Below are 26,981 nucleotides of genomic sequence, written 5' to 3'. Positions count from 1 at the left end.
CGCATTCATGTCCAAGTATGGTTGGATGAGCCTAATTTTCGAACAATTGCATTATTTATGCCAATGCCATTTAATCACGTCGGTATGATGGGCATAAATTACTCCTTTTGTCTACTGGGTCTTTCTATTGCTCTGATCATCCACGAGTGGGGACATTGGGTTTTCACGCGGCTGGTCGGTGAATATCCGAAACGCATTGTCATTGGCACAGGTCATATGCTGATGCGTACACATTTCTTTAAAAGCAAGCTAAATCTGAATTCCAAATTTCAAGGGGTTATGTTATGCTCAATATTAGGGATGGCAAATATTACGGGCTCAAAACATTTGTAGGTGTACTGGGAGGACCTCTGGTCAATATCGCTATCGGAGTTGCTGTAATAATGATGGTTCCGTTTTCCATTGATTTTTCAGACACAATTACTTTCAGTATATGGTTTGGTTATATGCAGTTATTGATAGGACTAGCCAATTTACTGCCCTCGAGAAAAAAAATAAATGGTTTCCCGATGGATTTCGATGGACGAATTATGCTGAACATACTACTGGGAAAATACAAAAAGGAAGCGAGCAGTGAAGCGATAGATCTTAGTCTGGAAGGAGAGGATTATGTAGCAGAACATCGATATGACGAGGCATTAACGAAATTTGAGGAATGTCTAAAACTCTGTTCGGAATCTGGCCCAACACTGACCTCTACCTTTCGGTTTAATATCGGATTATGTTATTTTCATCTGGGGAATTACGACGAAGCGTTGCGCACACTGAAGAAAGTGGAAGATCTATTGACCCTGAAAGAGGTTGAACACTTAGCCGGATATCTACATAATCTTTATGCTAATATCTATCTGGTCCAAGGTGATATCGAGAAGGCTACCGCAGCGGGGCAGCAAGCGCTTCATCTGTTGCCCGAGTTCGATCCTATACGCCATACTTGGGGCTGCATTTTGGTCGAAAACGAAGAATGGGATCGCGGCGAGGAAATGTTGTCCCCACAAATGGATTTTGATTATGTGAACAGCACAACGCTATTGATAGCAATATATTTAACTCTGGTCTATCAACAACAGGAAAATCAAAAAGAAAGAACGTTGCTGGGAATTTGTACAGCTCCATCTGGCTGAACTAAACTTGGTAGACAAAGTAATATACGAACGTATATTGCTAAAACTGACAGGACAATAGTCTGTTAAATGCTATAATAAAATAGTGTACGCTCAGGATAGAAATACAAATCCACTGGAGACTGGAAATGATGAAATGAGAAATTGTGACACCATTGGACTGCTAGGTTTTTGGGGATTATTTACCAGCTTAATATATACCTATCGAATTCGATGGGTATATATTAAGCTGGTCTCAATAGCGTTGTGATACCCCATTCATAAATAGCCTTTACCACATACTCCAAGCAACTTGTTAAAGGTCTGCAATTTTTACCCAGTATTAGAGGAATAATTAACACTAGATATTTTTGGGAAATTCATCTTTCCACCACGTGAAACGCCAATCATCAGCCTCCTCCTCGGTCAATAAACAAGATTCCAATTCTGTAATATATTTCTCTTTATCCAAATGTTGCCCTATAAACACCAACTCATTTTTACGATCCGCCCATTCAGGATGCCAGCGTTTTAATAGATCCGCTTTTATTTCGGAGTAAATTGGATGTTGGTACCGCATCTCTTCTGGCATGCTACTCCACCACGAACCAGCGCTTTCCAAACGGATACTTCCGCCAGCTTGACTAAAACTAAGTGCAGTATCTGGTCTCGACGCTAGCCAAAATAATCCTTTAGCCCGTATAATATTATGAGGATAATCGTCATTTAAATAACGGTGTAATCGTTGTGGATGGAACGGTCGCTGGGAGCGAAAAAAAAAAGATGAAATCCCATATTCTTCAGTTTCGGGAACATGCTCCGCCCCTAGTTCTTTTATCCAACCCGCAGACGAAGAAGCTTCTTCAAAGTCGAACGCACCTGTTCCCATAATTTCTTTTGGATCAACCTGGCCAAATTGAGTACGGATAAGCTTCGCTCCTGGATTAAGTTTACCAATTGCTGCTTCCAAAGTCCCAATGGTCTCCTCCGACACAAGATCTGCTTTGTTCAAAATAATCACATTTGCAAACTCGATCTGATCGGTCAATAAATTTACAATTGTCCTGTTATCCATAAGATCGTCTGCCAACGCCCGATCTAACAAGGTTTCAGAACTGCCAAAATCTTTAGCGAAATTAAAACAGTCCACTACAGTGACCATTGTATCAATATAGCTGAATGATGAAAGGTCAATATTATCATCAGAATCAACGTAACTGAAGGTCTGAGCAACGGGAATTGGCTCTGAAATACCTGTACTTTCAATCAGAAGGTAATCAAATCGATCTTCCTTGGCCAAACGCTCAACCTCAATCATGAGATCTTCCCTTAATGTACAACATATACATCCATTACTCATTTCAACAAGCTTCTCCTCTGTCCGGGATAACACATTCTCACGCTCAACGGATTGTGCATCAATGTTTACTTCACTCATATCATTGACAATGACAGCAACTTTCTGACCTCCTTTGTGATGAAGTATATGATTCAACAAGGATGTTTTACCTGCCCCTAAAAAGCCACTTAGAACTGTGACTGGTAGTTTTTTTTTCATTTTCGCCAAATTAATTTATATTTTTTCTCTTCTGACCCCAGCACAATACGCATCCAATTTTTATGTTCTCAAGGTGCTCCATGCCATAATTTGAAATAAAACGTTGCGTCTCCACATTGGAATAATCTTCATAAACTGCCAGGCGTTGCCTGGCAAATTCTACCGTTAAAGGAATACCGCATTTTTTTCAATACACCATTTCCAGTCATCAAAGTTTTTAGGAATTATACTCATTGTCTTCTTATTTAAAAACAAAACTAAGAACAATAATCCATAAAAGCAATTTAGTTGCGTTTGTATTTTTTTCTCTATATTTGAATTATATAGCGCAACGAGCTATGCAATGAAGCTTATACGATTGATGCAACTCGATAAAAATATTGAAATGAGGACCTTTTAGCTCATCTGTCCAACTGATTTCCTGGAAAGGATAATCCCAGGTTACGAGAGGGCACTAGTCGTTCAAGGTTATCCTCAATAAAGGGATAATAGGTACAAAAATCATTACATCACTATAAATGAATACATTAAAAGATAAAAACACTTCCATAGATGACATAGGCGACTCACATGTCATGACCTCAATAGAAACTCCGATGCGATCAGATGCCTTTGCGGTCTCAACATCAGAAAAAATAAACAGAATTGCCAAACTCTTCTATGGTATCATGCATGAGCTTGGGCTTGACCTAAACGATGATAGTCTGAGTGGAACACCCATAGAGTTGCTAAAATGTATATCAATGAGTTATTCTACGGGTTAAATCCGCTCAACAAACCCAATCTATCTACCTTTAGCAACAAATATGGCTACAATAAAATTTTGATCGAAAAAGATATCCGAGTGAATTCGGCATGCGAACATCATTTTCTTCCAATTGTAGGGAAGGCACATATTGGTTACCTGGCAAAGGAAAAAGTAATCGGTCTTTCTAAATTGAACCGAATAGTCGATTATTACGCGCATAGACCACAAGTGCAGGAGCGATTAACCATTCAGATATTCAACGAATTAAAATCTATTTTACAGACGGATGATATCATTGTGGTCATCGAAGCAGATCATCTCTGTGTATCAGCGAGAGGAGTAAAAGACATCACAAGCAGTACGCTCACGGTAGAGCACGGTGGGGTCTTTTCAACTGCAGACAAAAGAGCTGAATTTTTTAACTTAATAAAATAAGTGCAGTTGCTTTCGGAGTTAAAGTGATGGAAAATAAGAAAATACGCTAATCAGTCGGGTATCCTTAACTCCCAATGAAAACTTATTGCTTATATCAATAGGTTCCATTTGTTTCAAATCAATAAAAATGGTATTTTAGGATAATTTTCACACATATAACCTATCAGAATGATCCAAAGACTCTTTGCCTTATTTTTATTTGCAAGTTTCGTCAGCCCGATACCGGCTCAGACAAAAGTCTATCATGAAGAGCAAATTAATACGTTTTTCACTGAGCTAAAACAAGCCTCAACCAGAACATTTAAGCTGTGGAACAAAAACCTATATGGTCCGATCTTATTAGTTGATCCGGGAACACGAAAGCTATACGCAAATGAGCCTGATCTACAAGGTGGTCTACAATATTCAACGCATATTTATATAGGTATTCTACCGCAGGAGGTCAATTTTCAAATACGGCATTAGACTGGAACGGTAAGAGATGGGCTATGATTATGTTGCCGCTTCCTGAACATAGAGATGACCGTATCAATCTACTCGCCCATGAATCATTTCATCGTATACAACCTGAGTTAGGATTTAAATTAAATAATGCTAATAACAACCATTTAGATGAAAAAGATGGGAGAATCAGTTTACGTCTTGAATTTGAAGCCTTAAAGAAAGCGTTGGCTTCATCCGATAAAAAAGAGATAAAAAACATCTCCGTAGCGCCCTATATTTTAGAAAATTCAGGCATCAGCAGTTCGAAAAAGCAGCTGAAAATGAAAATTTGCTTGAGCTCAACGAAGGAATTGCTGAGTATACTGGAATAATTGTCAGTAGTCGTGATGATCAGTCAACAAAATCTTATCTCACAAAGGGTATGGACCGATCGTTACGTAACCGCACTTTTGTAAGATCATTTGCATATCAAACGATTCCCTCTTATGGCTATCTACTTTTTAAACAAGATAAAAAATGGAATAAAAAGATCAATGCAACAACCGACTTAACGGACTATTTCATGAAGAGATTTGCTACTTTGATACCCTCTACCACAGAAAAAGATTTTAAAGATCTAGCCCTGAAATACAACGGTCAAGTTATATTCGATGAAGAAAATGAAAGGGATTCAGAAAATAAGCGCCTTATCAAAGAGCACAAAACTAAGTTTGTTGAATCTCCACATTTTGAGATCGCCTTCGAGATGATGAATTATTCCTTTGATCCAAGGGCTATTATTCCGGTCGAAAACTTTGGGACATATTATCCAACTACGCGAATTACAGATATTTGGGGCATTTTGACCGTTGAAAAAGGGGCTTTAATAAGTCCTGATTGGAAAAAGTTTCGCTCTCAATGCCAATATCTATTGATAATAACGTAGTCAAAGGTGACGGATGGGTGCTCGAGCTTAGTGGCAACTACACAATAGAGGTTGATCAGCAAAAAAACAAGTATCTAAAAAAATGGAAGTGAGATAGATGTCAATGAAATCACCGGCAACTAGATTCTGTAAGGAAAATTCAGTACTGAAAAAGCACTGTAAATTCATTCAAGTCAACATTGATCTATAATATGAATTTTATCAGGTGCCTTTTGGCCTAAAAACACAATTACAATTTATCAAAGAGGATAACGGAAATATGCTAAAGAAATTCAATAACAGGTTTAATTTTTTATCTTCAATTGAAAAAGGAGCAATTCTTTTAACCATAATACTGCTTATTGCCTCCTGACGATGCCCGCTGTCTTTGTCGATCGCGGTGGGGAATATCCTGAAGAGATAGGTAGTCTAGTCATGTTTTTAATGGGTTGGTTATCGCCTTTGGCTGGAGCTATTGTATTATTCCTATTTTGGTGTGCTAACCCGATCTACCTGTTTTCTATTTGTACCATATTAAACCGTAACAAAAAAGCTGGTTTTTATCTAAGTCTTGTTCCCTGCTTAATCGCGCTTGCATTCACGCAAATGGACACAATTATGACCAGCGAATCGGGATCCGAATCGACCATAACAGCACTAGCTCCCGGTTATTTTTTATGGCTAAGCAGTTTCCTAGTCTTAACAATAGGAATCGGAATAAAATTGAAAATTTAACCCATTGGCTTAATGGTCAACAAGCCCCCTGTTTTGCGATAAGCTTTAAATATCCATCTTTTTTACGCTCGATCTTAAATCCATTATTTTGGACTTCACGGTAATCAGCAAAGGTAATTTCAAGATGGTTTCCCTCCCTTTTCGGCATAGATCTTCACTTCGGAAACCAATCCATCCACGCGTTTGGCACTCACCAAAAATGCTCCCTCAGCACGCAACTGATCAAAAGCAATGTTCTTCCACGCTGCTGGTACAGCAGGCATAATCTCAATAAAGCCGGCATAGCTTTGTAAAAGCATCTCCTGTATACCGGCCGCAAAAGCGAAATTTCCCTCCAATGTAAAGGGACGATACGTAAACTTAGACAGACCTGATTTTGTCTGATCACCATTCAAATGGAAGCTATTGATCGAACAAAATGCTTCGGCAAAAATCTTTAATGCCTTGGCCGCCCCCGCACCGTCTTTAGCTCTTGCCTTAAGGTTCCCCAACCAAGAATAAGAGTAACCACACCAATAATCCGGTCCCACCGCATCTAGTCGTGCGATGCTATGACGGATGATAGACTGCGCTTTAGCCCCATCTTCCCATTTGATCAGACCTAGGGATGAATCGCCATCATATTCGAAAAATGGCGATGTGACTGATTATAGTCCATCGATGGCGCAAACTTAAGTTCATCGTTAGCTGTCAACGCATAGTCGCCAAACTCATTCAAAATAGTTGTCCAATGTGCAGCTTCACTCGTAAGCCCCAGATCTGTGGCCAATTCCGCCGCGATCCCAAAAGTATACTTCATCAATGCCAGGTCGTAATTTGTATTCTGCAAAAACCAAGCATTGAGACTATTATCGTTGATCTCCGGGCTTGCACTAATTTCCAATTGGCGGTATCCTTGGGCATCTTTAACCGTCAGCTTTTCCAACAAATTAGCGGTCTTTTTTAGCCATGGATATGCCTTGTTCTTTAAAAATTCACGGTCCATACTATATCGCCATTGCAGGTAATAATGCTGTGCGAGCCAAGAGGATACCGTCGGTGATAATGAATACTGTATCCATCCTCCCATTTCAGTACCATCCAAAGTCGTCACTCCAGGCACCGCTAAACCATCTATACCGAAAAACATCTTGGTATAACGCAAATAATTGTCTTTATTCTCTTCTAAATGATTGATATAGCCCATTGCTTCGTCCAGATGATTGGCACCATAAGCGGGCCAATAACTCAACTGTGTATTGAGATCGTGATGGTAGTCACCTTTCCATGGCGGTATCCGTCCATTATCGGCTGTCCATACGCCTTGCAGTGAAATAGGTGGCGCATCTTTACGGGCCAACGAACCAAATTTATATTGTTCAAGATACCATTGTTTTTCCAACTTTTGATCGGGAATCTGTATTGCGGACTTGCTCCAGAAGCTTTTCCACCAAGAGCTATGAGCCTTCAAATCTTCCTTGAATGATTTTGCGAGTGCAGTTTCGCTTATACGAGAGGCTTCAGTCATGACCTTATTCGGGTAATGACTAGAGATCGTCCAGACTCCCTCTACAGTAGTGTTTCCGACTTTTTCCATCTGACCGAGATGATATACTGAAATCCTCCCCATCCCTCCTGCCGATAGGTGATGTGGTCACCATTGCGCTTGATATCTCCTTGTTTATAACCCAATCGAGCCAAATCATCTCCACCTACGGGATTTCCTGATACTGTCACAGCACCTTGGTACCGAGGTGCTACGAGTTGCGGCTCAAAATTATCTTTTACATTTTCAAACCGGAACCATCCGTATTGTTTCTCCGCATTTACGAAGGTTTGAAGTTTTGTTCCGCCCGACCACTGTACCTCACAAAGTGCATTGTTTAACGAAAGATGCGCGCGCTTTACCTCGCCCCAACCCTTGGTATCAAACTCCAATGCTCCTCCGGGTATTTTGGTCGGCCCTGGTTCCCGATCATATGGCTCGTCAAAATACTCCTGAACGGGCAGATAATCCTTCTTCTTAACCTGATCGATAACCCATTGAAAACTAAATTCTTTTCTATGCAAGCCCTTCATTGGACGCATATCCCACAGGTCTGCCCTATCCAATGAAAAACGAAGTTTGTCTTGCTTTTGCCAGACCAGTGCTCCTAACCACCCATTACCTATAGGTAAAGCTTCGTCCCATTGATTTGCCAAAGTAGTAAAAGAAAGGTCGTGAGCGGCTTTCGTTTGAGCCTTTGATAGCAATGTGAACAGGCAAAAAAGAGTCCAAAGCTAATGGATAGTTTCATGTTCATAATTTATTAGGATTATTACGATCATAAACTTACTATTTACGACTGAAAATCCTGTAAACGTAACTGATAAATCACATTAGTCATTAATGGCAGTTTATTGGAGGGCAGGACTTTTTCCTTCGCATTAAATTCGTTATAAATTTAAATCCGCCGAAAAGCAGTAGAGGTAGTCTAAATTCCCCTTATTTAAGTCTATTTTACACGCTCTAAAACTCCTGTCTATCTATATATTTGTGTAGACAAGCTTGAAAAATCATTTTTAATAAACGGTTATGAAGATAAGAATTGCAAAGGCCTCAGATAAAGATAATGCAATAAGTACTTTGACTCTTGCATTCAGCATGGATCCTATGGTGCGCTGGTCGATACCACAACCAGCAAAGTACTTAGCAGTCTTTCCCGCAATAGCAATAGCTTTTGGCGGAACTTCATTTGAGAGGAAGACAGCATACGTTGCCGAGGATTTTAGTGGTGCCGCCCTATGGCTTCCACCAGGAGCAACATCAGATGAAGAAGCATTATTAGAAGTATTTGATCAGAATGTTGGGAATGAAGTAAAACAAGATTTACCCGGAATTTTTCAGCAGATGGAAAAATTTGGTCCGACACAACCGCACTGGTATTTGCCAATGATTGGCGTAGACCCCACATCTCAGGGTACCGGAATTGGATCAGCGATGATGACCGAGGCCCTAAAAGTAGTTGACGAGGATGGCCTGATCGCCTATCTGGAATCTTCAAATCCCAAAAATATTTCTTTATATGAGCGTCATGGTTTTGAGGTTATTGGTGAAATTCAATCCGGTAGCTCCCCGTATTAAGACCAATGTTGCGTAAGGCACAGTTAAAAAAAAAGAATAGCCAGAAAAAATGAGACAAGGTGAATTTATTGTACTCTCGGCTTCGGCCATGATACTGACAGCTTTAGGGATCGACATTATGCTGCCGGCATTTAGCGAACTGCGCCAAGACTTTGGACTTGATCCCAAGTCGACAGAGACGGCAAAGATCATTTCTTATTTTTTCTTGGGTCAAATAGCGCAGATTGTATTTGGGACTCTTTCGGATCGATTTGGAAGATTGCCCGTGCTCCGCATTGGCTTCCTCTTTATATCCTCGGCGGAATTGCTGCAGCTTTAGCTCCTAGCCTTACCCCAATGTTAATTGCACGATTTGTGGTCGGAGTGGGAGCATCAGCAGTTTTTATGACTACGATCGCTGGTGTACGGGATCGCTTTATTGGCAATGAAATGGCTCGAATAATGTCTCTTATTTTTACCGTTTTTCTATTGACACCCGTATTTGCTCCCTTTTGGGATCAGCTATTTTGCATATTTCTTCCTGGAAGACTGTTTTCTTAATACCGCCTACTTTTGGATTGATCATCTTTTTATGGTCTATGCGTCTTGAGGAATCGTTGCCTAAAACCAAAAGGATACCGCTAAGCTTATCGAGTTTACGTAAGTCAGTGAAAATCGTTCTCAACAATCGTACTTTCCTAAGATACATCACGATTACTACACTGCTTTTTTCAGCGCTCAGTGCATACGTGGCCAGTTCAGAGCATATTATCGGTGAGATCTATAGGGCTCCCACATTATTCAAGTGGATTTTTGGAGGTATGGGGATGTTTATGGCTTTATCGACCTTTACTAATTCGTACCTTTCCTCTCGATATTGAGCAAAGCGTACGGTAAAATTCTTGCTTCTTTTCTATACTTTTATTGCACTTGGTCTGGTAATCTGTGTCTTCCTTTTTGAGAACCACTCAACATGACGTTCTTTTTTAGTGCCGTTACGCTCTTAATGGCGCTTAATCTAGCTGTAGAGCCCAATAGTAGTGCGCTTGCACTGGAACCGATGGGAGATAGAGCAGGAATAGCATCTTCGATCTACGGTACCATTTTCTTTTCGGTAGGTTCGGTATTGGGATCGGTAATCAGCGCCCGAATGACGGATAGTGTTGTTCCATTAATTGTTGCCTACTTTTTCATCGGAATTATCGCACTGACCCTTGCTTTATGTGATTCCCGTAGTCATCAACAAAAGATTACCTAGTCTCAATAGGTATCTATTTGATAACCTATTAAGAGAATCAGTAAACTTTAGTATTTTACTAAAGTCAATTTAAGAACTCGTTTAATGGATTCCGATACCGCAAAATTGAAGATTCAAATTCGAATAATTAGCACCAACTTGATGTTTTTGTCTAAAATCAAGATTTTTTCAATGCTTTCTTGTTCTTATTTTCAGCTGCGGTTTTTTCTTGTGTGTTACCTTCAAGAGATAACTAACAACAAAAAAACAGGCACAAACATAATTGCCAGCAAGGTGTCAACGCTGGTGTTATCTCCTACCCTTTGATACTTCCTGTGTTGATGTCCGCTTTAAAATCCAATCCAATGCTGGATCCCTGCCTTCGCTATAGGCTTTAAATAATGGCATTATTGTTTTATCGGGTAGGACACCATCTGTATTTTTTTGCTGAAAACTATAAAATAGTAGTGAGCAGGACACCTCCAGTTTAGAATTAGGCAACTTGAACCACTTGATTTCCTGATATCCATTGGGTCTTGCTCCGGTAGGCTCACCCACCAAAATCGCATTAAGGCAATCTTTAAAATGTACGGCATTGGACATCCCGGCTGAAAACGTACGCCGTCCGATCAGAACATAATAACTGGTTCCGGGATGTAGCGCATTATAGTTTAAAAAAGAGGAAGCATCAGCTTCAGACCTTTGTCAAAATTTCCGCCTCCATTTAAACGCATATCAATAATAATCTTGCGCGCTTTTTGATGGTTCAAGCTATCATAAATCGTTGTGGTAATTTTTTCAAAATCTTCCCAAGAAGGATATCCCGCAAAGTTAATATAGTACGTATCTGAACGGATAGATTTATGTGCAATAGGCGTGCTCGGTTCCATACCATTCTCCAAAAATAACGGTAACGGCCGAAATGCCCATTGCCAATCTACGGACTGATGGGCAGGTATTGCAGCCACCTTGAGTTCGATGGTCTTTTGCCGTCCTGAAATTCAAATACAGCAGAATCCCGATTCGAAATAAAACCAAAAGCGGAAAGATATTCGTAGACGCCTAACCGATCTGTCTGCTGCTTGAGCAGATAGGTCTTCGATTCGCCATGATCTATAATGCTGTTTAATGAGTCCCTGATCTGAGTGATCGGAAAGTTGTTGATAGAAAGAAGCTGCAGCCCCAGCGCTTGCTTATACTTTGCCTCACTTTGGATTAAGATCACCTGCTTACCAAAAATAAAAAAATCCAGTGGATACCTGTGAAAATCTCCTGGATCGGAAAGCATTGTATGCCCATCCCCAGCGAGTGATACAAATTGCTTATACCTCAACAGAATCTGTTCATTGCTGAGTTTGGCTATTTCATTAAAAATAGCATGGTATTTTTGATCGAAAACGGTCTTTGGTGTAAAATGGTATAAATTGAGGTGGTTTTTACGGAGGCTATCATATAAAGCATGAAAATCTTCCTGCCATTGTTCTTTTGTCAGCTGACTGTACGGAAGATCAACCGTCTTGTCCTGCCCATAACTATTAAGACCCAACCAAAGCAACAGAAAAATGAAATAACACCTTATCATACGGAATTTTAAAACAACTAATATTATTTATTTCACTACAAGATACGTACCTAACTTAAAAACACACAATTTCATTCCTTATTGTTTCTGATCGGATACCAACAAAATTTTGATAGGTTTAAATGGCCAAATTCATTTTGTTGGACCAGCAGTTTTTAGATCAACTGGATGACATATCGATCTTAAATCTAAGATATTTTTATAGAACGATAAGATCGTTGACAAGATTTAGCAACGGATTGAACAAGGTATTCATAACAAAGTAAATTTAAAAAATGGAAAAGAAAAAGTTAACAAATCGAACGGGTGCTCCTGTAGCTGATAACACAAATATTTTGACAGCAGGGGCGCGTGGACCTGCACTTTTACAGGATGTGTGGTTTTTGGAGAAGATGGCGCATTTTGACCGTGGTGTCATTCCGGAAAGGAGAATGCATGCAAAGGCTCGGGTGCTTATGGCAAATTTACTGTAACGCACGATATAACGAAATATACCAAAGCAAAACTTTTTTCAGAAATAGGTAAGGAAACTGATCTTTTATGCGTTTCTCTACCGTCGCTGGAGAACGTGGGGCAGCAGATGCTGAAAGGGATATCCGAGGATTCTCCATTAAGTTTTATACCGAAGAGGGAAATTGGGATCTTGTAGGAAACAATACGCCGGTATTCTTTCTACGAGATCCATTACGATTTCCAGACCTTAACCAAGCTGTAAAAAGGGACCCCAAAACCAACATGCGTAGCGCAGACAATAATTGGGACTTCTGGACATTGATCCCCGAATCGCTTCATCAAGTAACGATAGTAATGAGTGATCGGGGTATCCCAAAATCATACCGAACGATGCATGGTTTCGGTAGTCACACCTTCAGTTTCATCAGTGCAGACAAAAAACGATACTGGGTCAAATTCCATTTCAAGTCACAACAGGGGATTGAAAATTTGACCAACGAAGAAGCTGCTATTTTAATCGGAGATGATAGGGAGAGCCATCAAAGGGATTTGATGGACAATATTAACAATGGAAATTTTCCTAAATGGACTTTATATGTACAGATCATGAATGAGGAGGATGCTTATTCATATCACATCAACCCCTTTGATCTCACAAAAGTATGGCCCCATAGGGACTATCCGCTGATTCCGGTCGGTGAGCTGGAGTTAAATAGAAATCCAGAAAATTATTTTGCTGAAGTGGAACAGGCGGCCTTCAATCCAGCTGCGATCGTGCCCGGAATAGGATTTTCACCAGATAAAATGTTACAAGGGAGGTTGTTTTCTTATGGTGATACCCAACGCTATCGCCTCGGAACAAATCACCATCAAATACCTGTCAATGAACCGAAATGTCCCTATCACTCCTATCATCGGGATGGTCCAATGCGCGTTGATGGAAATTATGGTGGTACCATCGCTTATCAACCAAACAGCTTTAATCAATGGGAAGATCAGCCAAATTTTGACGAACCGCCATTGAAAGTGACCGGCGAAGCTGCACATTGGGATCATCGAGAAGATCAAGATTATTTTAGTCAACCTGGTGATCTCTTTCGATTGATGACAACAGAAAAAGAAAATTGCTTTGCACAAATACAGCCAAAGAGGTTGGCAAAGCACAGCAGTTTATCCAAATTAGACATGTCAGAAATTGCTATAAGGCGGATCCTGAATATGGGAAAGGTGTCGCTGCAGCATTGGGCCTATCCATGGAGACCGTCTTCGAATACGAAGGATACGAAATGAAAAGGTTTGAATCTAGATAAACAAACAGAGACCGGTGGACTAGACCGGTCTCTGCTTAATAATTTTGATATAGAAAGCTTCTATTAATAGACCGTTACTTCAGCCATAGCTGCATTTTGCGTACCATCAAATGCAGATTTGAAGATAAGTTTAAAATAACGGAATGATTTCACTGCCGGCAAGGCGACATTTTGTGGAGTGACGACATTTTGTAGCACAAACTGACCTTCACTATTCCAATTTACATTATCCTGGCTCACCTGGATCTCTATATCTTTAACTCTTCGCGAACCATTTCGCTGTGTAAAAGTAAAGCCTGTTACTGCAATATCTTTTTCATATCAATGGTAATAAAATAGGGTATGTACCTGGGTTGCTCGACCATCTTGAATGCCAGTAACTCGCAGCATTACCATCAATCATATTTGCTGCTCTTCCATTTTCGGAAGCTGTTTCTTGATTGGTATAGCCTATAACGAGCCATTTGTTTTCCCAATTTGGATCGTCAGTTTTGCTCGTAAGATCTTCTGCAGGTGTTGGTAAATTGAGATTTTCGATTTCAGTATAGACAGATTCATTCACTTTAAGCCCCCATTTCCGGAAAAATGCACTCAGATTCTTGCCAGAAATAGTACAGGCCTTCAACATAAAATAACGCATCTGTTGTTCTCTTGTAGAAAACGTTGCTTGTTCGACGCGTGTTTCCTTGTGCAAGGTCTGGTAAAAGTTATCGCCAAATGCCAACCACAACTGTTGGAACATCGCCAACCGAACAAAAAGCGAGGTACTACTTGCATTGAAATCCTTTTCAGCGTAAGGAATTACCAAATAATCCATCGCATCAACCCAAACGTTATCTCGTGTCAGCCGAGATGTTAGATGTCCCATTTTTCGCTCCGCTGCAAGGGAGTAGATATTAACGGTAACCTCGCCAAGTGCATCCCAGGTCCAGGCTCCTTGCTGATGCATATGTCCTAGTTCGTGCCACGGCCCCATCCATTATTACGTGCTCCGTCAACAGTCAATAATATATTCATTGCGCTACTGATATAAGCTGTACGATACCAGGTTGCTACCATAAAATAGTCTGTATTATCGGTCTCGGTCATCAAAAGTTTATGGACATTTTCTTTATGTTCGGCAGAAGAATTGTCAATACCACTTATGGAATATTCTGCTTTGGTAATCTCATCAAAAGTCTGCATCAATTGTTGCTGATTTTCCTGTCTATATTCCAATGCTTTAGTACGAGAAGCTACCAACATCGTTTCATTACTTTCCAAAATAACATCGGGAGCTGTTGTCCATGTGTCTAACATCGTTTGCCATTGTGCATTTGTTGTCTTTCCTAGCACAAAGTGCGGCGTAGGTCGATGCCCGCTTCTAAATTCAAGCTGAACTTTACCACTTGCTATACTATTGTCATTTGAATTATACCGGATGTATAGAAGACCACCATACGCATCTGCCTGAATGGTATTAACTCCTGCGGTCAATGGAACAACTGTTGGATTCCACTTCGCTTTATACCTAGAATAAGTGCCTATTAAAAGTGTAGGAACACCACTACCATCTTCCAATTGCTCCATATGAATCGTTAAGGTTTCATTGGGAGCAACATAGAATCCCGTTGCTGTAAAATCTGAAGCGGGATTTCGTTGTCCCAACCGTTTGGCCTCCTTTGTACCAGATGGAACTTCATTAAAAACTTGGATAGTATCATAACTGATCGCTAAACTATCAATCGGAACTTCTTCCATTACTACTACATTTTTCTGACACGCAGAAATGATTAAAACAGCTGTCAAAAACCATAATTTAATTGCATTTTTAACATAATAAAAAAGTTAATGTTATATAATTGATTAAATAATATTACTAATTTAGCTAAAATTAAAGTTATTACCACTCTCTTAAACATTATAACTACAGAATTTGCTATACTACCGGATCTGCAAGGGTGTATCCTTCTTTGTAAAAACCATTTAACCATATGCCCGAATAGAGGAGATATGTTCCCCGTAAACTGACAATATCACCGACGGAGAGTTCTTTCGTCTACTGTATCATATTATTAATTAAAAATTGATTTTTCCTACCGAAAATAGGGATTTCATTTTTTCTACTTTCTATTTTTTGTATTTTACATAGTTAATTTTAAGATTGCTAAATGGAACAATTACTTACAGCTGGTGCTGAAGCACTGAGGAAAGCTGCATTAAATGAAGATGCTAAAGCTTATATTTTGAATAATGAAGCACTTTACAAACTAATGAAGAAAGCCGCTGACCGATATATTGGCGGTGAAAATCTTACGCAAACCCTAACCAAAGTACAAGCTTCAAATGATAGTGGTTTTAAGTGCTCGATCGAGTATATGGGCGAAAGTACACGGACTATTCATGAAGCTGAAAAAGCAACTACTGAATTTTTGGGCATCTGCGATGCAATACAGCAACACAATCTCAATTCAACGATTTCACTTGACCTTTCGCACATTGGACTGGAAATCTCTGAAAACCTCTGTTATGAAAATCTTTCCAATATATGTGAATCAGCCAAAGGTAAAGAAGTGATCATAAGTGCCGAAGGAACGGAAAGGACTGACAACATATTAAAGCTCTATCAGAAGGGCTCTAAAGAATTCTCAAACTTGTCCATCACATTGCAGGCTTATCTCCATCGAACAACGGATGATTTTGATGCGATGTGCAAAGAAAGAGGACGTATCCGCATCGTGAAAGGAGCTTTCGAAACAGCCAAAGGCTTATCGCTACCACGCGGTCAGGAACTCAATGAACGCTATCTTTACTACGTCGAACAGCTGCTTTCAAAAAGTCATTTATGCTCCATTGCAACACATCACCATGAAATTCAACAGGGGTCAAAAAGCTTATTGATAGATTACAGCCTGCAAAGGGATGCTATGAATTTGAAAGTTTATATGGCATACAGACAGAGCAGCTAGCACAATTGAGAGATGAAGGGTATCCAACAAAACTGTATTTCGTATATGGTCAAGAATGGTATCTCTATCTTTGCAACAGATTAGCCGAATATCCGCTAAATTTATTCAGAGCACTACAGGACATTGTCGAGACGCAGTAATCATTTAGGTTATTAGTATAAATCTCATTAATGATCAAAATTACTACTACAAGAATATTAGGAGTAACTCCATTCAAACACATATCAATAAAAGACGAAAGGCCTTAGAAAAAACTTCGCCTTTTTGTAGATAAATAAGATAGTCTTTGTATCCAATTATTAGGCTTTGAATTTAAAAGAAAGTGAAGTTTCTATCAAACTTCACTTTCTAAAATCGGAGTAATATCTAAAGATCTACACCATAATAAATTTCAATTTCCCGATAGACAGACTGATGTGCTCGCTCTATTGCGTCATTTGCAGAATAGCCATATTTAAGATATACATCTAAGTAAGCATTAAAAAGCTGTGTCCAATATCCAGGGCCTCTTCTTCCCTGAGCATCCATCTGATTATCCAACTTTTGTCTTGACTGAAGATCTAACTGAGGGTGCTTTCTGCTGAAATCTCTAAACTCTGTTTTGACGCGCTCTGTTGAGCCTTTGCTACGTCAGGGGTCAACGCCGCAAATGATACTAAGGCAATGCCTGCAAAAATTAATTTCTTCATATTTCTATCTTTTATAATTAAACTAGTTTGGATGCTTTTAAAACAAGCTAAACCATTAAGCTTCTTTTCTATACGGATAAAAATCAGATTAAATAATTGCTCTTACAACCATGGTTCTATATTTGGAGTGGATACACTTATATCCGTCGCATTTGGAACAAAATATGTAATTCCTTATAAGCTAGCGCATATCAAAAACAATTAGATTATCAACATTTGGAAAAACAGGGATTGATGTTCGGGGAGGAAAATGGTTTCATTCAAGATCATCAAGATTAATCATTTTCGACAACGATCAACATTTTGCTGTCCATGTTTTTTTGCGAAAGAATAATTTTATGAATTGGAGTCATGCGCTCTGGTTTGGAATTTTTTGAAAAAAAAAAGTACCCATAGAAACTGGGTGTATCCATAAACAGCATCTTCAATAGGAATGGTGAGTACCCGAATACCCATAAAATCCGCTGGATTATAATTGACTATTGGTGATTCCAATCCTGTTCCTGTGAGTATACCATTGACGGGCAAAAATCCTAACATGAGTACTGTAAAAACCAAAGAGGCCTGGCTAATCCATTGTACCCGCATAACAAAGTGAAACACCAGTAATGTCAATATCGTGACTACAGCAGTCACCAAGGTATATATTCGATCAGCATAGCGAAGTGCTACCACTGCGCATACAATTATACTGACAAAGACAATAATATTGTTAAAAGCACTAAGATGTTGCCATCTAAAAAATTTATCCAGACAGAAATAGGTGAATACGCAGGAAAAAGGAATAAAGATAAAAACAACCACTCCTCCAGAGGCAAACCAGCCAAGACAATGCCCAAGGTATACTTTGTATTAAACCACCAAACACCACGACTGGTAAACCAGACATCCCATGCAATAAAAAACAGGGCAACAATGACCGAAGCTTTTAAAAATGGGACAAACTCTCGATCAAATCGAAGCCGCTTGTCGAAGGAAGCGACAAAACATATTACGACCGTAAAAAATAAGATAAGCGAATAAGTATACTGCATCATGTTTTTTCATTATTACTGTACATTTTAAAGTATTTCAACGGAACATATAAAAAGCCAAAGCATTCTCCTTCTTCCTTGACCAAATGTTTGTGATGTTGCTTGTGAGCACGACGAAGTGCCAAAAAGTATCTATTGTTTGTTTTACTCAAAAATTTGAAACGCTGGTGGATAAAAATATCATGCACAAAAAAATAAGCCATACCATAGAACATAATACCTAGACCAATATAAAATAGGTAATTATAATCTTTTAGCGATCCAAAATACATCAGCGCAATGGTAGGTAATGCAAAGATGACAAAGAAGTAATCGTTCTTTTCAAAAAACCTTCATTGCTATGATCATGATGGTCTCGATGCAAGATCCATAAGAAACCATGCATAATATACTTATGAATAAGCCAGGTAGCACCTTCCATGGCAACAAAAGTGATTAGTACGGTAATAAAATTCATATGTTTATTCGCTGATGATTTTAAATTTGCGCAGAATTATAAATAAGCAGCCTTGTATCTCAAATAGCTTTTGAGAGCAACATAGGCTTTCTGAGTATTCGGTATTCTAATTCTATTTTCTAAAATTTCCTTCGATGATTTCTTTCGGATCTTTGCAAAAAGTAAAAGATAGTATTTGTAAGCCAAATAAACACCAAACTTAGCTGAGGAAGGCAATTTTTTAATGCCTAAAAGTGCTTCTTTAAACTCCTTGTGGATTTCATCTTCAATCTTGCTCTTGAGTACATTATCAAATACAGCCATATCCAAATTTGGAAAATAAGTGCGACCGAGGATATGATAATCATCTTTGAGATCCCGCAAAAAGTTTATTTTTTGGAATGCAGATCCAAGTTTCATCGCATATGGTTTTAACTCCTCATAGCGCTGTTTATCTCCCTCGGTAAAAACCTGTAAACACATCAGCCCTACAACCTCTGCTGAGCCATAAATATACTCTTTATAGCGATCTGAATTATAATCTATCTTTTTCAGATCCATCTCCATACTATGCAGGAATTGATTGATAAGGTCAATGTCGATGTCGTATTTGCGTACGGTCTCTTGAAAAGATTGCAAAATAGGGTTCAAGGAAATTCTTTCTTCCAAAGCAGCGTTTGTTTCTAAATATAAACGGCTCAATAATCGTTGCCGATCATATCCATGAAAACTATCGACGATTTCATCTGCAAGTCTAACATAGCCATAAATTGCATAAATACTATGACGGATGCTTGGTTTCAAAGCCAAAATGCCAAGCGAAAAGCTTGTACTGTATTTCTCAGTTGTTTTTTTGCTCACTTCATAAGCGAGCTCATCAAATAACTTCTTCATGGGCTGATGATTTATGATATAATTCAATGGCTTCTTTAGCGACTATCTTTCCAGAAATAATGGACGGCGGCACACCAGGACCGGGTACGGTTAACTGACCTGTATAAAAAAGATTGTGCACTTTTTTATTTCTAACCTTTGGTTTCCATACCGCAGTCTGCTTAAGTGTATTGGCCAATCCGTAAGCGTTTCCACCGTAAGCATTATAATCGTTCATAAAGTCGCTGACACAGTAACTTCGTTTGTATGAAATCTGCTCGTATAGATTTTTTGTACCCGTATGCTTTTCCAGACGTTTTAACATGTGGATCAGATATTCCTCACGTGTTTCTTCGTCATCTGCAATACCAGTTGCAAGGGGCATCAACAGGAAAAGATTCTCACCGTCTGAAGGGGCCAACTGAGAATCGGTTTTGGATGGACAACAGGCATAAAACAACGGATTTTGCGGCCATTTTTTTCGCCATAGATACAATCAATATGATCATCCAGATTATGTTCAAAAAATAAAGTATGGTGAATCAAATTAGAAATAGTGGATTTCATACCAAGATAATAAATCAGACTGGAGGGGGCAAAAGTCCTGCTTTTCCAATAGGCATCATCATAATTTCTCAATCCTTGGGGCAATAGCGATTCAATATGGTGATAGTCCGCCGAAGCAACAATAAGATCAAATTCTCGATTTTCGCCATTAACTGTGATCGAGGAGACTGCTTTGTTTTCGATGTTAAGTGCTTCAACACTGTGCCCAAAATGAAAATTTGCTCCTTGCTTTTCAGCTACTTGTTGCATAGCTTGCACAAGCTGAAAAAATCCTCCCTTGGGGTAATACGTTCCCAGTGCATAACCACCATAATTCATCAGACTATATAATGCCGGAATATCTTTAGGAGAGGCCCCTAAAAAAATGACGGAAATTCCATCAAAGTCCTTAACCTTTCATCTTTAAAATATTTTGCAACGTAAGCCCTAAAGCTTGATAATAGATCTAATTTGAAGGCGCTGCGCGCAATTTTTGGAGAAGCGAACTCCAGCCAACTATGGCAAGGTTTATTGACAAAATCACGCATCCCAACTTCATATTTGAATTTAGCTGCCTGCATAAATTTGTCCAGTTTCCTCCCTGCCCCCACTTCAATCCGTTCGAATAACTGTTTTAAATCCTCGTATGGTTCAGGCACACTGATCTTTCCGGAATTAAATATCATCTCGAACTGTGGATTCAATGAAACAAGTTCGAAGAAATCAGCTGCGCTATGGCCAAAGTCCGAAAAGAAGGATTCTATAATATCAGGCATCCAATACCAGCTGGGGCCCATATCAAACCTAAAGCCTTCAGGCGTAGAAAACTGACGCGCCCGCCCGCCTGGCTGTATATGTTTTTCAAAAACATGTACGTCATAACCCGCCTTAGCTAAATAAGCTGCGGCCGAAAGCCCCGAAAACCTGCTCCAATTACAGCTACTTTCTTTTTCATTTTCTTCTGATTAAGGATTCTATTCTACTAATCATCTGTTTGGCTATATTTTAACTTTGTCCAATAATTGTTCTGTCGCAATGTTTTTATCGTAAATCACCTGATGGAAATCGCTCAGTTTAGTTAATAAGTTGATAAGTATCATTTTTTCCTCATTCGTGAGATCTCCCGAAACAATCCGTGTAGCATGTCGTATGCTTCCCATTTGCTGCTCTAATACCAATAAACCAGTTTCTGTAATGTAGATCATCTTACTTCGCTTATCCAGTTCAGATTCCTCCTGACTTACCCATCCCTGTTTGAGCAAACGATTTATAATAGCCATACCAACTGACTTTTCATGAATATTTCGTTTGATCAATTCCATTTTTGTCATCTCTCCAAATGATTTTAGCGTAATCAAATAGATAAATTCCTCTTGGGTAGAAAAATCAGATCCCCAAATTGCAGCTTTTGAATAACTCTTTGCGAATCTGTTCATATGCACAATTAAAGTACTGATGACACTCTCCGGACTACGTCCATTTTCTTTACCTTCCCAGTGTGGATCAACAAGCTTATTACTTTGCACATTTGCAACCCAGCGCTTAAACCCTTCAGCATCATTGGCATAATTACCGTTTACATTATCTGCCTCGAATTGCTCAATCAATGGTAGGATTTCTTCTAAAAGCTTATACTTCATAACACCAAATTAGAACACTAATATACCATTAAAGTTTTATTTATTTTAAAATAATGATTTTTTAGAATAAAAATACACTAAATAACCAGAAATAGTTCTGGAAATGAATTGATAAAAACATTAGTACCAGGGAGGCTTAACTCTTAAACTAGGTTAAGGTTATTTCTTAAGTTTACGGCTTCCCGAACTACCGCATATGGGCAATATGAGGCATATGCGCCTATTGCGCCAAATGAGTGGGTCAAATTAGAAATGTATGTAAAAGGTAAAACAGCCAAACTATTTATAAATGACACCAAACTACCTCATTTTATTGTCAGTGAGCTCAAAATGGGCGTCCATAAAACTGGAGAATTTGTCTTTTTAGATATCGGAACCGCAGGAATTTTCAGAGATTTGAAAGTGACAAGTAAAACTAAGGGTACACAATAGCAAAAACAATAACTAAGAAATAAATTGTATCTTACCTAGAGTATTGCTTTACTACTGTTATGTCCAAATAGAACGTCGAAAAGATCAGTCTATTAGTAGAGAAGATTAAGGACTGGAATAGGTTAAATGATGATGAACTATTTCAGTTAATAAAAGAGTTTGAGAAAATGCCCAGGCTAGAAGTTTCCAAATTCTATAATGACCTTTTAACGACGCCAAATTGGTGGAAAACCTTTTGACTATTTATGACAAACATAGCGACAATATCAAGCTTGTTGTCCTTCTCATCTCTTCTATCGGAAATATGATACAGCGATATCATCTACCTGAAACGAAGGCTATTTATGAATTCATGTTGAAAAATAGTGATAGAAAAAATGTAGGTGCTTATGTCGCTTTATTTCTGCCAAGATTGACTTCTTTTAAGGCTTACAATAACAAATGGAAGTATATTATGGATATCAAAATGATGTCGCCAAAAAAGATAGCGGAAAGTGCTTTTGAAGTCTTAATAGATTTATATATTGATAACATTCCGGCAGAATATAAAGTTGAGGCTAGCAATTATTTTAAAAGCAAAGCGCAAAAGTCCAATAATGAATATGGAAAGCAGTATTATTTAGATTTAGCCAGTAAAATTCAATAAACGTCCAAGAAATAAGGATAATTTCTGTCGCAATTTTCAATGAATTTTAAATTTAGGATTTAAAGACCCCTTAAAAATGTTAGACTTTTATATTATTAATGATCATCAGCCAACGCCAAACGATCCAACTGAGATGGGATTAGAGTTTGTGGGAAAACTTGATAATGGAACATTTAAGAATCTTCAGAAGAAAAACATCATCGATAAAAATTTCGACTTTTACTCGGATTTCAGGTTAACGACTGTAGTCATCAAACAGATTAAAAACAACATCTTGCAAAAGCATCTACAAACTGATACCGATGTACAAAAATTAATCAACATCCTTAATACGGCGATCGAAAAACAAAGTGGACTGATTGCTTATTGCGACTAATTAATTATGACAGGACAAGATAATAACTTGTTCGAGTTCTACCAATATTACCTACCTAAAATAAACATACGATATTAAATCCGTCGAATCTGATGCGCTTAATTTTAACATGCTATAACTAACCGGCAAATTAGAAATATCTTTTGATATACTATTTCCATCAAGTATATTTGCCGACAAGTTAACCCTTTTATGAAACAATCGTATATCCTTTGGTTAGTATCATTGTGCTTTCTTTTTTCCTGTAAAAAGTAGAAAAAGTCGTTGAAACAATCCCTGACACCAATCCCATTGGTATTGAAACTTTGATAAATGACAATGCAAATGAGTCAACAATTACATTTTCTGGTCGCATACTATACCTGAATGATGAAAGCATTATTGATCATGGCTTTGTTGTTGAATGCCAAAAATATTACGATACAAGCATAAAAGAACTAGTCTATTCGTTAGGCTCAAAGGCAAAAACAGGAAAGATTACACATACCATCCAAACACCGGACGAAATCCTAAATTCGAATTCCGTTAAATATTACTATTATATCAAGACAAATAAGGGTGTTTACAAAGGAGAAACGACACATCTAACGTTTTATTGGTACGACATCGACTATAGAGATGATATTATCGCTTCTCCAGATGATAAAATCACCCTCAATGGAAATTTCGAAAAGGTAAAGGATAATTACACGCTGAATATTAATGAGGATAACAATCGACAGGAAATTCCTTTTACACTGGGTAAAGACCTTAAAACATTAGTGTTTCAGTTACCTGCTAATCTGACCCACGGCAGTCGTATAAGTTTTATCCTTCAAAATAAGGTACATCCGACTGGGCTGTATAGAAATTCGTTGTTAGCAACTGTGAAAGTGGTAGGCAAACTGAATGAACCGACCAACTACCATTTCATGTACAATGACAAAATTACGTTGACAGGTCCGGGGATGGGGCCTGCTCTGAAAGAACCTTTCTATATCCTATTCGGCAACCGATCCTTTCCTACGAACCCGAAATGAATCTAATAAACTTGACTTATGGACAACCTGCAGACAAGTATACCATAGGTTATTTCAATGGAAAAGATACCGTCATTTTTAAAGAAAAGATCCAGCTTAAACAGCCCGCCCCTATGCGCTCTACTTTAATGACACTGAATTCCATCCTGGAAGTATAGGCAATTTCTCAGGAGTGGACTTTTCAACATTCGGGCGACAAGATCTCACAACCTATAAAGTAGGTAACAAAAATGCGTACGTCAGTTTCAATTGGACAGGTATACATAAACTGACTATCGGGGATCTTCCAGAAGGTGATTATGCTCTTTCGGCAAGCAGCCCTTTTTTACATTTACGAGCCAAGCAAAGTTAAGAGTGAAAAAATTACAGGCGACAGGTATTGAGCAAAGTAAAGGCTACTACGGAACCTTGTCAGGATCAATGGCAACTTTAGACCAAACATCCCTTACCAAGTTAGGTTAGGCAATCAAGATGCTGAGCTTGTGTCGATACAAAATGGTCAGATCGGTATGGTTATACCTCCAATTGCCGCTGGGACATATCCCATTACTGTGGGGTATCGAGGAAGCGAAGGGAAAGAATACATGGACAAAACGAATCTGAATCTCGAAATCTTAGCTCCGGTTTTTTCGGATTTTTACCCAAAAAGGGTAAAGCTGGTGATCAGATTACTATCGTAGGCAAAGGGATTTATTATGGTATGATCTATTTTGGAGGCCGACTGGTATGGCGGGAATCAGGTGAAGAGGAAATCAAATTTACCATTCCTCGGATATCACCTATAAGGGAAAGATAGAAATCAATCTCCTTTTTGGTAATAAATGGATAAAGGGTAAGGAAACTTTTGAATTAATTTAAGATTTTAATAGAGATATGCTCCGCAATATAAAACAGTCTAAAATATTATTCTTTCTAATGGTATCCAGCCTCACGCTACTCACTGTTGCGTGCAAGAAAGTTCAGGAGATAGAATATGTTCAATCTGCTGAAGAGAAAATTGTCGTTCGGACAGGACACATGGATGCATTGAGCAAAAAAAGCGTCACCTTATTTGGCCAGATAGATTCAATAGCAGATCAGAAAATACTCAGTTATGGTTTCGTAGTCAAAACCATTGATCAATACGCTATAGAACGGAAAGAACAGGAGATCGAAGTCGGTAAAAATATTGCAGGTCCCACGATCAAATTTACTTATCAACCGAATGAACCCTTCGATCTAGATCTTAAATATACCTACTGCTTTTATGTTAGAACTGAAAAAGGATATTACAAGGGCGAATTTAATTCATTTCAGATCGGTGGCTTTGCGATTGATCAGGTCAAAAAGGTAAAAGCAAAACCCGGTGACGAAATTCTTGTCAATGGTGATTTTAAGTTGATAGACAAAAATTACAAATTTTTCTCCTACTTCGCTAATGCCAAATCAGACGCTAGCGAAAGCATGGAGACCTCCTACACCTTGTCTCCAGACAAAAAATCTATTCGTTTTACTGTTCCGAAAACGAACGGATTATATCATGGACAGGAAATTAGCTTTTCGTTTAAACGTAGAGAGTATCCTTATGGCGACTTTTACTATAATATTGCTCAAGTAAATATTCTAGGGCAGCTGCTTCCACCTGTTAAAACAAGTTTTACACCGATGGAAGTGATGGAAATCATGGGACTCAACCTCCCCGATTACCGCAATCCGAAAGATGATTTTAAAATTATATTAGGCGATCTACAGATTCCATTCACGAGCGAACTACAATTTAGTCAGATAGAAAATCTTAAGGGATCCCGTTTCAAGTTCGGTTATACAAATGGGGTGGAAACGGTAATTTTCAAAGAGGAAATCATATTTTACGTTCCAGATTTAACAAAGGTCAGTACCGAACAGTCTTTTGTCCATCCTGGAGCGAAATGCATGATCCAATGGCCAGGATTCTGGGATTTCCAATCGGGAATGTACTTTGACTATACATTTGGAAATCTACCTGTGGAACCGAGGCAAACCGGAAACGAATTCTTCTATTTCGAAGTCGGCGATTTAAAAGAAGGCATCTATTCCTTTCAATTCAAAGACAGATTTTATGATATCAGTCTACCCCAAAAGATTAAAGTCAAGAGCTTCGATTGGGTATCAAGTGATAAAACAAACGTATATGAAGGAGATCGGATTACCCTTTATGGTAACTTTTCAAAAGGGAATATGTACAGTCTACTGGGTAACAATAACATCTACTGGGATGCTATATGCGAGAAGGATGGAGAAGCCACTTTCACTTGGTTTCTGTCAAACTTCGGATCCAATAAGATCAGTATAGGTTACCAAAACTCAGCAGGATCGTATACATTCAGCAGCAAAAAACTCGAAATCAATCCAATGGGAATTTCATTGGATAGTTTTGCTCCATCAAGTGGGCTACCTGGATCATTAATTCGTATTAAAGGTAAGAGCATAAAATATGCACAAAAAAATCCGTTTCGGTGACTTTGAAATTGTACCAATACCTGTTAGTGCTGATGAAATCATGTTTACGGCCCCCATGATGTCAGGCAAAGGAAAATTTAGAATATCAGCAGAGGCGGCAAACAAAATCTATCAATCGGATGGTTATTTTGAGCTCCTGTAGCTTATCCGATTATTACATCTAATACAAGCCCAATATATCCCAATGTATTGGGCTTGTATTTACCTCCAATTCAGCCGATATAATACTACGCTTCTCCCACATTTTTTTGATTTCCTTGATTAATGCTAAAA

The 26,981-nt window shown here is 38.6% G+C and carries 38 protein-coding genes and 3 pseudogenes; 21 read left to right on the top strand and 20 right to left on the bottom strand.

What is annotated here, in order from left to right; translation table 11 throughout:
* The first annotated feature begins 21 nt into the window (after window positions 1-21).
* Window positions 22-333 carry a hypothetical protein gene (locus KUH03_RS31465; RefSeq protein ID WP_257088291.1) on the top strand — a complete coding sequence of 104 codons (312 nt, stop codon included), beginning with the start codon at window positions 22-24 and terminating at the stop codon, window positions 331-333.
* Window positions 285-1,124: a tetratricopeptide repeat protein gene (locus tag KUH03_RS31460; RefSeq protein ID WP_257088290.1), complete on the top strand. Its 840-nt coding sequence runs from the start codon at window positions 285-287 to the stop codon at window positions 1,122-1,124. Before KUH03_RS31465 ends, KUH03_RS31460 begins: the two co-directional genes overlap by 49 nt.
* A 340-nt stretch (window positions 1,125-1,464) precedes the next feature.
* On the opposite strand, the gene KUH03_RS31455 is transcribed toward KUH03_RS31460, so the two are convergent.
* The gene (locus KUH03_RS31455) at window positions 1,465-2,661 is read right to left on the bottom strand and encodes a GTP-binding protein (protein WP_257088289.1); all 1,197 of its coding nucleotides are present in this window, start codon (window positions 2,659-2,661) and stop codon (window positions 1,465-1,467) included.
* Between the two features lie 733 nt (window positions 2,662-3,394).
* On the opposite strand from KUH03_RS31455, the gene folE reads away from it, so the two are divergent.
* The 5 genes from folE (at window position 3,395) to KUH03_RS31430 (ending at window position 5,927) form a co-directional block, all read left to right on the top strand.
* Entirely contained in the window at window positions 3,395-3,844 is a 450-nt protein-coding gene (gene folE / locus KUH03_RS31450) for a GTP cyclohydrolase I (protein WP_257088288.1), read from the top strand.
* Window positions 3,845-4,012: 168 nt separating this feature from the next.
* Complete coding sequence (locus KUH03_RS31445) at window positions 4,013-4,309, top strand: hypothetical protein (protein WP_257088287.1); 297 nt, start codon at window positions 4,013-4,015, stop codon at window positions 4,307-4,309.
* Window positions 4,310-4,338: 29 nt separating this feature from the next.
* Complete coding sequence (locus KUH03_RS31440; protein WP_257088286.1) at window positions 4,339-4,659, top strand: hypothetical protein; 321 nt, start codon at window positions 4,339-4,341, stop codon at window positions 4,657-4,659.
* Window positions 4,617-5,213, top strand: coding sequence for a hypothetical protein (locus KUH03_RS31435; RefSeq protein WP_257088285.1), 597 nt, complete (start codon window positions 4,617-4,619; stop codon window positions 5,211-5,213). Before KUH03_RS31440 ends, KUH03_RS31435 begins: the two co-directional genes overlap by 43 nt.
* Window positions 5,214-5,567: 354 nt before the next feature.
* On the top strand, window positions 5,568-5,927 hold the full coding sequence (locus KUH03_RS31430) for a hypothetical protein (RefSeq protein ID WP_257088284.1): 360 nt from the start codon (window positions 5,568-5,570) through the stop codon (window positions 5,925-5,927).
* Between the two features lie 119 nt (window positions 5,928-6,046).
* Here KUH03_RS31430 and KUH03_RS31425 read toward each other — a convergent pair whose 3' ends face one another.
* The 3 genes from KUH03_RS31425 to KUH03_RS31415 form a co-directional block, all read right to left on the bottom strand.
* Window positions 6,047-6,457 (bottom strand): glycoside hydrolase family 95-like protein, encoded by a 411-nt coding sequence (locus KUH03_RS31425; protein ID WP_257088283.1) that lies wholly within the window; start codon window positions 6,455-6,457, stop codon window positions 6,047-6,049.
* Between the two features lie 71 nt (window positions 6,458-6,528).
* Window positions 6,529-7,503, bottom strand: a complete 975-nt coding sequence (locus KUH03_RS31420; protein WP_257088282.1) for a hypothetical protein — start codon at window positions 7,501-7,503, stop codon at window positions 6,529-6,531.
* On the bottom strand, window positions 7,476-8,159 hold the full coding sequence (locus KUH03_RS31415; RefSeq protein ID WP_257088281.1) for a glycoside hydrolase family 95 protein: 684 nt from the start codon (window positions 8,157-8,159) through the stop codon (window positions 7,476-7,478). Before KUH03_RS31415 ends, KUH03_RS31420 begins: the two co-directional genes overlap by 28 nt.
* A 322-nt stretch (window positions 8,160-8,481) precedes the next feature.
* Between KUH03_RS31415 and KUH03_RS31410 the strand changes: the two genes are divergently transcribed.
* The 4 genes from KUH03_RS31410 (at window position 8,482) to KUH03_RS31395 (ending at window position 10,267) form a co-directional block, all read left to right on the top strand.
* Complete coding sequence (locus tag KUH03_RS31410; protein ID WP_257088280.1) at window positions 8,482-9,030, top strand: N-acetyltransferase; 549 nt, start codon at window positions 8,482-8,484, stop codon at window positions 9,028-9,030.
* Window positions 9,031-9,079: 49 nt separating this feature from the next.
* On the top strand, window positions 9,080-9,349 hold the full coding sequence (locus KUH03_RS31405; protein ID WP_257088279.1) for an MFS transporter: 270 nt from the start codon (window positions 9,080-9,082) through the stop codon (window positions 9,347-9,349).
* Between the two features lie 172 nt (window positions 9,350-9,521).
* Window positions 9,522-9,890, top strand: coding sequence for a hypothetical protein (locus KUH03_RS31400; protein ID WP_257088278.1), 369 nt, complete (start codon window positions 9,522-9,524; stop codon window positions 9,888-9,890).
* A gap of 125 nt (window positions 9,891-10,015) precedes the next feature.
* Window positions 10,016-10,267 carry a hypothetical protein gene (locus KUH03_RS31395; RefSeq protein WP_257088277.1) on the top strand — a complete coding sequence of 84 codons (252 nt, stop codon included), beginning with the start codon at window positions 10,016-10,018 and terminating at the stop codon, window positions 10,265-10,267.
* Window positions 10,268-10,555: 288 nt separating this feature from the next.
* Here KUH03_RS31395 and KUH03_RS31390 read toward each other — a convergent pair whose 3' ends face one another.
* The 3 genes from KUH03_RS31390 to KUH03_RS31380 all read right to left on the bottom strand — a co-directional run bounded on the left by KUH03_RS31390 (window position 10,556) and on the right by KUH03_RS31380 (window position 11,792).
* Window positions 10,556-10,849: a hypothetical protein gene (locus KUH03_RS31390; RefSeq protein WP_306429223.1), complete on the bottom strand. Its 294-nt coding sequence runs from the start codon at window positions 10,847-10,849 to the stop codon at window positions 10,556-10,558.
* Window positions 10,850-10,917: 68 nt separating this feature from the next.
* Complete coding sequence (locus tag KUH03_RS31385) at window positions 10,918-11,214, bottom strand: S41 family peptidase (protein ID WP_257088276.1); 297 nt, start codon at window positions 11,212-11,214, stop codon at window positions 10,918-10,920.
* A complete protein-coding gene (locus KUH03_RS31380) occupies window positions 11,184-11,792 on the bottom strand; it encodes a hypothetical protein (RefSeq protein WP_257088275.1) in 609 nt (202 codons plus the stop codon). Before KUH03_RS31380 ends, KUH03_RS31385 begins: the two co-directional genes overlap by 31 nt.
* A 311-nt stretch (window positions 11,793-12,103) precedes the next feature.
* On the opposite strand from KUH03_RS31380, the pseudogene KUH03_RS49420 reads away from it, so the two are divergent.
* A pseudogene (locus KUH03_RS49420) lies at window positions 12,104-13,591 on the top strand (catalase).
* Window positions 13,592-13,654: 63 nt separating this feature from the next.
* Here the strand turns inward: KUH03_RS49420 and KUH03_RS31370 are convergent.
* Complete coding sequence (locus KUH03_RS31370) at window positions 13,655-13,900, bottom strand: discoidin domain-containing protein (RefSeq protein ID WP_257097476.1); 246 nt, start codon at window positions 13,898-13,900, stop codon at window positions 13,655-13,657.
* Between the two features lie 7 nt (window positions 13,901-13,907).
* Window positions 13,908-15,331 (bottom strand): annotated as a pseudogene (locus tag KUH03_RS49415) (M60 family metallopeptidase).
* A gap of 410 nt (window positions 15,332-15,741) precedes the next feature.
* Here KUH03_RS49415 and KUH03_RS31355 point away from each other — a divergent pair.
* Window positions 15,742-16,539 carry a proline dehydrogenase family protein gene (locus KUH03_RS31355; RefSeq protein WP_257088272.1) on the top strand — a complete coding sequence of 266 codons (798 nt, stop codon included), beginning with the start codon at window positions 15,742-15,744 and terminating at the stop codon, window positions 16,537-16,539.
* A gap of 366 nt (window positions 16,540-16,905) precedes the next feature.
* Here KUH03_RS31355 and KUH03_RS31350 read toward each other — a convergent pair whose 3' ends face one another.
* The 11 genes and pseudogenes from KUH03_RS31350 to KUH03_RS31300 form a co-directional block, all read right to left on the bottom strand.
* Window positions 16,906-17,079: a hypothetical protein gene (locus tag KUH03_RS31350; RefSeq protein ID WP_257088271.1), complete on the bottom strand. Its 174-nt coding sequence runs from the start codon at window positions 17,077-17,079 to the stop codon at window positions 16,906-16,908.
* A gap of 20 nt (window positions 17,080-17,099) precedes the next feature.
* Window positions 17,100-17,228: a hypothetical protein gene (locus tag KUH03_RS31345; protein ID WP_257088270.1), complete on the bottom strand. Its 129-nt coding sequence runs from the start codon at window positions 17,226-17,228 to the stop codon at window positions 17,100-17,102.
* 336 nt (window positions 17,229-17,564) lie between these two features.
* Window positions 17,565-17,903: a lycopene cyclase domain-containing protein gene (locus KUH03_RS31340; protein WP_257088269.1), complete on the bottom strand. Its 339-nt coding sequence runs from the start codon at window positions 17,901-17,903 to the stop codon at window positions 17,565-17,567.
* An 11-nt stretch (window positions 17,904-17,914) separates the two neighbouring features.
* Window positions 17,915-18,265: a lycopene cyclase domain-containing protein gene (locus KUH03_RS31335; RefSeq protein ID WP_257088268.1), complete on the bottom strand. Its 351-nt coding sequence runs from the start codon at window positions 18,263-18,265 to the stop codon at window positions 17,915-17,917.
* On the bottom strand, window positions 18,262-18,534 hold the full coding sequence (locus tag KUH03_RS31330; RefSeq protein ID WP_257088267.1) for a hypothetical protein: 273 nt from the start codon (window positions 18,532-18,534) through the stop codon (window positions 18,262-18,264). Before KUH03_RS31330 ends, KUH03_RS31335 begins: the two co-directional genes overlap by 4 nt.
* Entirely contained in the window at window positions 18,534-18,719 is a 186-nt protein-coding gene (locus KUH03_RS31325) for a hypothetical protein (protein WP_257088266.1), read from the bottom strand. Before KUH03_RS31325 ends, KUH03_RS31330 begins: the two co-directional genes overlap by 1 nt.
* A gap of 36 nt (window positions 18,720-18,755) precedes the next feature.
* A complete protein-coding gene (locus tag KUH03_RS31320; RefSeq protein ID WP_257088265.1) occupies window positions 18,756-19,592 on the bottom strand; it encodes a phytoene/squalene synthase family protein in 837 nt (278 codons plus the stop codon).
* Window positions 19,576-19,956 carry an NAD(P)/FAD-dependent oxidoreductase gene (locus KUH03_RS31315; protein ID WP_257088264.1) on the bottom strand — a complete coding sequence of 127 codons (381 nt, stop codon included), beginning with the start codon at window positions 19,954-19,956 and terminating at the stop codon, window positions 19,576-19,578. Before KUH03_RS31315 ends, KUH03_RS31320 begins: the two co-directional genes overlap by 17 nt.
* On the bottom strand, window positions 19,956-20,456 hold the full coding sequence (locus tag KUH03_RS31310; protein WP_257088263.1) for an NAD(P)/FAD-dependent oxidoreductase: 501 nt from the start codon (window positions 20,454-20,456) through the stop codon (window positions 19,956-19,958). The genes KUH03_RS31315 and KUH03_RS31310 overlap by 1 nt, the downstream gene beginning before the upstream one ends.
* Window positions 20,457-20,494: 38 nt before the next feature.
* Window positions 20,495-20,980, bottom strand: a pseudogene (locus tag KUH03_RS31305) (phytoene desaturase family protein); the annotation flags it as partial.
* Between the two features lie 135 nt (window positions 20,981-21,115).
* Complete coding sequence (locus KUH03_RS31300; protein WP_257088262.1) at window positions 21,116-21,757, bottom strand: MarR family winged helix-turn-helix transcriptional regulator; 642 nt, start codon at window positions 21,755-21,757, stop codon at window positions 21,116-21,118.
* A 252-nt stretch (window positions 21,758-22,009) separates the two neighbouring features.
* Between KUH03_RS31300 and KUH03_RS31295 the strand changes: the two genes are divergently transcribed.
* The 8 genes from KUH03_RS31295 (at window position 22,010) to KUH03_RS31260 (ending at window position 26,850) form a co-directional block, all read left to right on the top strand.
* The gene (locus KUH03_RS31295; protein ID WP_257088261.1) at window positions 22,010-22,189 is read left to right on the top strand and encodes a hypothetical protein; all 180 of its coding nucleotides are present in this window, start codon (window positions 22,010-22,012) and stop codon (window positions 22,187-22,189) included.
* Between the two features lie 220 nt (window positions 22,190-22,409).
* On the top strand, window positions 22,410-22,835 hold the full coding sequence (locus tag KUH03_RS31290) for a hypothetical protein (protein WP_257088260.1): 426 nt from the start codon (window positions 22,410-22,412) through the stop codon (window positions 22,833-22,835).
* Window positions 22,836-22,911: 76 nt separating this feature from the next.
* Window positions 22,912-23,211: a hypothetical protein gene (locus KUH03_RS31285; RefSeq protein WP_257088259.1), complete on the top strand. Its 300-nt coding sequence runs from the start codon at window positions 22,912-22,914 to the stop codon at window positions 23,209-23,211.
* Between the two features lie 305 nt (window positions 23,212-23,516).
* Window positions 23,517-24,230 carry a hypothetical protein gene (locus KUH03_RS31280; RefSeq protein WP_257088258.1) on the top strand — a complete coding sequence of 238 codons (714 nt, stop codon included), beginning with the start codon at window positions 23,517-23,519 and terminating at the stop codon, window positions 24,228-24,230.
* On the top strand, window positions 24,227-24,388 hold the full coding sequence (locus KUH03_RS31275; protein WP_257088257.1) for a hypothetical protein: 162 nt from the start codon (window positions 24,227-24,229) through the stop codon (window positions 24,386-24,388). The genes KUH03_RS31280 and KUH03_RS31275 overlap by 4 nt, the downstream gene beginning before the upstream one ends.
* 258 nt (window positions 24,389-24,646) lie before the next feature.
* The gene (locus KUH03_RS31270; protein ID WP_373564862.1) at window positions 24,647-24,910 is read left to right on the top strand and encodes an IPT/TIG domain-containing protein; all 264 of its coding nucleotides are present in this window, start codon (window positions 24,647-24,649) and stop codon (window positions 24,908-24,910) included.
* Between the two features lie 193 nt (window positions 24,911-25,103).
* Window positions 25,104-26,708: a hypothetical protein gene (locus KUH03_RS31265; protein WP_257088255.1), complete on the top strand. Its 1,605-nt coding sequence runs from the start codon at window positions 25,104-25,106 to the stop codon at window positions 26,706-26,708.
* Window positions 26,683-26,850 (top strand): hypothetical protein, encoded by a 168-nt coding sequence (locus KUH03_RS31260; RefSeq protein ID WP_257088254.1) that lies wholly within the window; start codon window positions 26,683-26,685, stop codon window positions 26,848-26,850. Before KUH03_RS31265 ends, KUH03_RS31260 begins: the two co-directional genes overlap by 26 nt.
* Window positions 26,851-26,981: the final 131 nt, after the last annotated feature.

This window comes from Sphingobacterium sp. E70, from assembly GCF_019285695.1.
In the GTDB taxonomy this organism is placed as follows: Bacteria; Bacteroidota; Bacteroidia; order Sphingobacteriales; family Sphingobacteriaceae; genus Sphingobacterium; species Sphingobacterium detergens.
The sequence above is the reverse complement of the archived record's forward strand: the minus strand, read 5'-3'. Positions and strand labels throughout refer to the sequence as shown.

What these genes read in the sequence shown, in the direction of transcription:
- KUH03_RS31460 (WP_257088290.1), top strand. Translation starts at nt 285, where the DNA reads ATGCTCAATATTAGGGATGGCAAATATTACGGGCTCAAAACATTTGTA.
- KUH03_RS31455 (WP_257088289.1), bottom strand. Translation starts at nt 2,661, where the DNA reads ATGAAAAAAAAACTACCAGTCACAGTTCTAAGTGGCTTTTTAGGGGCA.
- folE (WP_257088288.1), top strand. Translation starts at nt 3,395, where the DNA reads ATGTATATCAATGAGTTATTCTACGGGTTAAATCCGCTCAACAAACCC.
- KUH03_RS31445 (WP_257088287.1), top strand. Translation starts at nt 4,013, where the DNA reads ATGATCCAAAGACTCTTTGCCTTATTTTTATTTGCAAGTTTCGTCAGC.
- KUH03_RS31440 (WP_257088286.1), top strand. Translation starts at nt 4,339, where the DNA reads ATGTTGCCGCTTCCTGAACATAGAGATGACCGTATCAATCTACTCGCC.
- KUH03_RS31430 (WP_257088284.1), top strand. Translation starts at nt 5,568, where the DNA reads ATGCCCGCTGTCTTTGTCGATCGCGGTGGGGAATATCCTGAAGAGATA.
- KUH03_RS31420 (WP_257088282.1), bottom strand. Translation starts at nt 7,503, where the DNA reads ATGGAAAAAGTCGGAAACACTACTGTAGAGGGAGTCTGGACGATCTCT.
- KUH03_RS31410 (WP_257088280.1), top strand. Translation starts at nt 8,482, where the DNA reads ATGAAGATAAGAATTGCAAAGGCCTCAGATAAAGATAATGCAATAAGT.
- KUH03_RS31405 (WP_257088279.1), top strand. Translation starts at nt 9,080, where the DNA reads ATGAGACAAGGTGAATTTATTGTACTCTCGGCTTCGGCCATGATACTG.
- KUH03_RS31395 (WP_257088277.1), top strand. Translation starts at nt 10,016, where the DNA reads ATGGCGCTTAATCTAGCTGTAGAGCCCAATAGTAGTGCGCTTGCACTG.
- KUH03_RS31390 (WP_306429223.1), bottom strand. Translation starts at nt 10,849, where the DNA reads ATGTCCAATGCCGTACATTTTAAAGATTGCCTTAATGCGATTTTGGTG.
- KUH03_RS31355 (WP_257088272.1), top strand. Translation starts at nt 15,742, where the DNA reads ATGGAACAATTACTTACAGCTGGTGCTGAAGCACTGAGGAAAGCTGCA.
- KUH03_RS31345 (WP_257088270.1), bottom strand. Translation starts at nt 17,228, where the DNA reads ATGAAGAAATTAATTTTTGCAGGCATTGCCTTAGTATCATTTGCGGCG.
- KUH03_RS31335 (WP_257088268.1), bottom strand. Translation starts at nt 18,265, where the DNA reads ATGATGCAGTATACTTATTCGCTTATCTTATTTTTTACGGTCGTAATA.
- KUH03_RS31330 (WP_257088267.1), bottom strand. Translation starts at nt 18,534, where the DNA reads ATGTATTTTGGATCGCTAAAAGATTATAATTACCTATTTTATATTGGT.
- KUH03_RS31325 (WP_257088266.1), bottom strand. Translation starts at nt 18,719, where the DNA reads ATGAATTTTATTACCGTACTAATCACTTTTGTTGCCATGGAAGGTGCT.
- KUH03_RS31320 (WP_257088265.1), bottom strand. Translation starts at nt 19,592, where the DNA reads ATGAAGAAGTTATTTGATGAGCTCGCTTATGAAGTGAGCAAAAAAACA.
- KUH03_RS31315 (WP_257088264.1), bottom strand. Translation starts at nt 19,956, where the DNA reads ATGCCCCTTGCAACTGGTATTGCAGATGACGAAGAAACACGTGAGGAA.
- KUH03_RS31310 (WP_257088263.1), bottom strand. Translation starts at nt 20,456, where the DNA reads ATGAATTATGGTGGTTATGCACTGGGAACGTATTACCCCAAGGGAGGA.
- KUH03_RS31300 (WP_257088262.1), bottom strand. Translation starts at nt 21,757, where the DNA reads ATGAAGTATAAGCTTTTAGAAGAAATCCTACCATTGATTGAGCAATTC.
- KUH03_RS31295 (WP_257088261.1), top strand. Translation starts at nt 22,010, where the DNA reads ATGTATGTAAAAGGTAAAACAGCCAAACTATTTATAAATGACACCAAA.
- KUH03_RS31285 (WP_257088259.1), top strand. Translation starts at nt 22,912, where the DNA reads ATGTTAGACTTTTATATTATTAATGATCATCAGCCAACGCCAAACGAT.
- KUH03_RS31275 (WP_257088257.1), top strand. Translation starts at nt 24,227, where the DNA reads ATGAATCTAATAAACTTGACTTATGGACAACCTGCAGACAAGTATACC.
- KUH03_RS31265 (WP_257088255.1), top strand. Translation starts at nt 25,104, where the DNA reads ATGCTCCGCAATATAAAACAGTCTAAAATATTATTCTTTCTAATGGTA.
- KUH03_RS31260 (WP_257088254.1), top strand. Translation starts at nt 26,683, where the DNA reads ATGCACAAAAAAATCCGTTTCGGTGACTTTGAAATTGTACCAATACCT.